The organism is Streptomyces niveiscabiei (assembly GCF_001419795.1).
Taxonomy (GTDB): Bacteria; Actinomycetota; Actinomycetes; order Streptomycetales; family Streptomycetaceae; genus Streptomyces; species Streptomyces niveiscabiei.
The window spans coordinates 1-3,508 of sequence record NZ_LIRL01001184.1; the positions used below are offsets into that span (position 1 = coordinate 1).

The 3,508-nt window shown below is 72.1% G+C and carries 3 protein-coding genes; 1 reads left to right on the forward strand and 2 read right to left on the reverse strand.

Annotated elements, in window-relative coordinates; translation table 11 throughout:
* Nucleotides 1–1,129, forward strand: a 1,129-nt coding sequence (locus tag AOK24_RS41770) for a beta-N-acetylglucosaminidase domain-containing protein (RefSeq protein ID WP_206191361.1), incomplete at its 5' end; no start/stop codon positions are given.
* Here the strand turns inward: AOK24_RS41770 and AOK24_RS41775 are convergent.
* Both AOK24_RS41775 and AOK24_RS41780 read right to left on the reverse strand, forming a co-directional pair.
* Nucleotides 1,104–2,369 carry an ATP-grasp domain-containing protein gene (locus tag AOK24_RS41775; protein WP_055725101.1) on the reverse strand — a complete coding sequence of 422 codons (1,266 nt, stop codon included), beginning with the start codon at nucleotides 2,367–2,369 and terminating at the stop codon, nucleotides 1,104–1,106. The genes AOK24_RS41770 and AOK24_RS41775 overlap by 26 nt on opposite strands.
* Before the next feature lie 22 nt (nucleotides 2,370–2,391).
* Nucleotides 2,392–3,508 (reverse strand): hypothetical protein (locus AOK24_RS41780; protein WP_159052186.1); only part of this gene is annotated, 1,117 nt, incomplete at its 5' end.

Sequence of the window (3,508 nt, forward strand, 5' to 3'; positions counted from 1 at the left end):
CGACCGCGCGGCCCTGGAGGCCAAGCTCCAGGCCGTGTACGACCTCGGGGTGCGCAGCTTCTCCGTGCCGCTCGACGACATCAGCTACACGCGCTGGAACTGCACGGCCGACCGGACGGCGTACGGCGCGCCCTCCCAGCAGTCGGCGGCGCGGGCACAGGTCGCTCTACTGAACTCCCTGCAACGGCAGTTCCTCGCCGCCCGCCCCGGAACGCAGCCGCTCCAGATGGTCCCGACCGAGTACGGCGACGTCACGGACACCCCCTACAAGAGGACGATCCGCGAGCAACTGGACCCGCGCGTCGAGGTGATGTGGACGGGCACCGACACGGTCCCGCCCCGCATCACCGTCCAGGACGCGTCGCGCGCGGCGGCGGTGTGGGGCCGCAAAGTGTTCCTGTGGGACAACTACCCCGTCAACGACTACGGCCAGGCCGAGGGCCGCCTCCTCCTCGCCCCCTACTCCGCACGCGAACCGGGCCTGCACGCCCAGCTGTCGGGCCTCGTCCTCAACCCCATGAACCAGGCGGCGGCCAGCAAGGTGGCCCTCTTCGGGGGCGCCGACTTCGCCTGGAACGACGCGAGTTACGACGCCCAGCGGGCATGGCGGGCAGCCGCCGCGTACCTCGCGAACGGCGACCCCTCCACCGTAGAAGCCCTCTTGGCGTTCTTCGACGTCGAGCACTTGGCCCCGACGTTCGGCGCGGCACCCTGGCAACCCCAGGCTCCCCAACTGGCCGCACAACTCAGCGAGTTCCGCACCACCTGGGCAACCGGCGCCAAAGACGCCGCCCTACGCGCCCTCCGCCCGTACGCCCAGCTCCTCACCGCCACCCCGGACCGCATCGCAACCGGCGTGACAGACCCGGGATTTGTCGCCGACTGCACCCCTTGGCTGAACGCGCTGCGCCTCTGGGGACCGGCCTTCGAACGCACCCTGGACGCCCTCACAGCCCGCCTCTCCGCCAACGAACCTGAAGCGCAACGCCTGTTCACCGAGGCATCGTCCCTCGCCACCCGTGCCGGTGCCATTCAGACGATCCCCGGCGAGACCCGCCCGCAGGGCCCGGTCCGGGTGGCGGACGGGGTGCTGGACACGTTCCTCACGGAAGCGCGTTCCCTGCGGTGACGTGCGGGGCGATCTCGTACATCCCCGCCCCGTCCAGGTACCGCAGCGTGTTCAGGTCCCGTCTCAGCACCGCCTCGACGGGGTGCCGCAGGCTCAGGACGGCGGGATAGGCGAGGTCCCACGTGGTGGCCACGATGTCCTCCCCTGGCCGGACCAGGAGCGTCAGCTCGCGCAGGCTCTCCAGTGCGCGGACCTCGTCGAGGGCGCGGTAGGCGACGAGGCGGCCGGAGGCCGGGGAGACCAGGGCCGCCCAGGCGGCGGCGGTCCTGCGGTCGTACGGCGTACCGGCTCGCGCGAGGAAGCGGTCCGGGCGGACGTACGCGTCGACGGACCACTCCAACTGGCCCTCGCCGATGGCGTCCGCGACGTGGTACGGCAGGCCGGACGGCCGGGCGCCGGCCTCCACCAGCCGGGGGCCGTCGGGGGTGAGCTTGATCTCCAGGTGGGCGGGGCCGTAGCGGACGCCGAGGGCGTCCAGGACCTGGCGGGCGTACGGGACGAGTCGTGTGACGGAAGGGTCGTCGGAGCGGAGCAGGATCTGGGCGACGACGAGGTCGCGGACGCCGTTGGCCGTGACACGGTCGGTGCTCCAGACGTCGGTGACGTGGTGGACGCCGTCGCAGCTCACGGTGTTGACGATGTACTCGGCGCCGATCAGGTACTCCTGGGCGACGATCTCGGTGATCGGCTCGCCGAAGGCGGAGACGGTGTTCCTGAGGGCCTTGAGGGCGGCGGCCGAGTCCTCGGGGGTGTCGCAGAACGTCACTCCGTGGCCGAGGGCTCCGCGCAGGGGCTTGACCACGGCGGCCTTGCCCAGGGCGGTGTGCCAGGTGCGCAGCCGGTCCTCGTCGTCGGTGCGGAGCTGGCGCGCCGCGGGGACGCCCGCCGCTCTGAGGAGTTCGATCTGGACGTACTTGTCGCGGCGTCCCGCGCTGAGCGCCGTGCCGTTGGTCGGCAGGCCCAGGCGCTCCGACAGGGCGTCGGCGAGTTCCACCCCGGACTCGCGGCCGGGCAGGACGGCGCGCGGGCGCAGGGCCGCCAGTCTCCCGGTCAGGGCGTCGAGGTCCGGCTCGTGGTGGAGGGTGTGGCTGAAGCGTGCCGGGTCGACGGGGGCGACTCCCGGCAGGAGGCCGGGGGTGCTGTGGACGTGGACGACCTCGCCGCCGGCCGCGGCGAAGGCGTCGACGTAGCGGTGCGAGGTGCCGAAGGCGTCCACGACGGCGACCTGGAATGCGGACATGGGGTGCTCTCCCTCGGTGGGGTCAGTCGAAGAACTCGGTGAGGCTGCGGCGGGCCGCGAGGAGCCGGTACACGGCGTTCGTCAGGACGTTGTGCACGCTGAATCCGGAGGTGCCCGGGTCGCCCTCGCCGAGGATGTCCCGTTCGCCGCCGAGGGCGGCGATGGCCTTGCGGGTCGGTTTCGCGTCGGGGGCGAACGCCTCCGGCAGCGCTTTCCTGGTGACGCCGAGGTGCACCATGCGGAAGTCCGTGAACGTGTCGATCACCCGCAGGAGGGCGGTGGCGGCGCGGTCGTCGAGCTTGAGGCGGCCGTCGAGCACCGCGTCCACGAGGTTGTCGCCCTTGCGGGACAGGGCGCGCCACTCGGTGACGAGGGTTCTGGACCAGGTCGGGAAGTAGGGCAGGGACTGGTCGAGGTAGACGCCGTACTGCGGGGTGGGCGGCAGCAGGACCAGTTCCAGCAGTTGCACGCTCGGCATGAACGCGCCGCTCGCCCCGCGAGGGCCGCCCGGGTAGCTCATGTGGTAGCGGCGGAACGCGTGGAACGCCTCGGTGGGGAGCCTGCCGTACTGGACCATGTGGGAGCGGAAGTCGTCGAGGCAGCGCAGCGCCTCTTCGAGGAGGGCGGCCGTGCCCACGGCGGCGGGCTCCAGGACCAGCGCGCGCAGCAGCTCGAACGCGATCCGTACGGGTGGCTCCGCGAGGTGGTGGCCGAGGTAGAAGTCGCGTTCCAGCAGCCCGAGCCCGCCTTCGGAGAAGACCCTGATGTCTCCGGTGCGGTCCCATTCGGCGCAGTTGACGTCGATGAGCGTCTCGTAGCTCAGGTAGGGGTCCAGTGCGGGGAACCGGGCGCACTGGGCCGCGATGGCGTCCAGGAGGGGGCGGGGGAACGCCGCCGGGCCGGCCGGCAGGTAGCCGTTCAGCATGAAGAGCAGGTCGAGTTGGACCAGGGCGGCCGAGGGGGCGTCGGTGGCCAGGGGGGTGCCGTCGTCGAGGGCGTGCAGGACGCCGCGCTGTTTCGCCGCCAGTTCCTCGTAGGTGACGCGGCCGTGGGCCACGGCGTCCAGGTCGGCGGGCAGGTGGTCCAGCACATAGGGGGCGAGTGGTGAGCGCGGGGTTTTCCTGGTCCGCGTCGGGGTC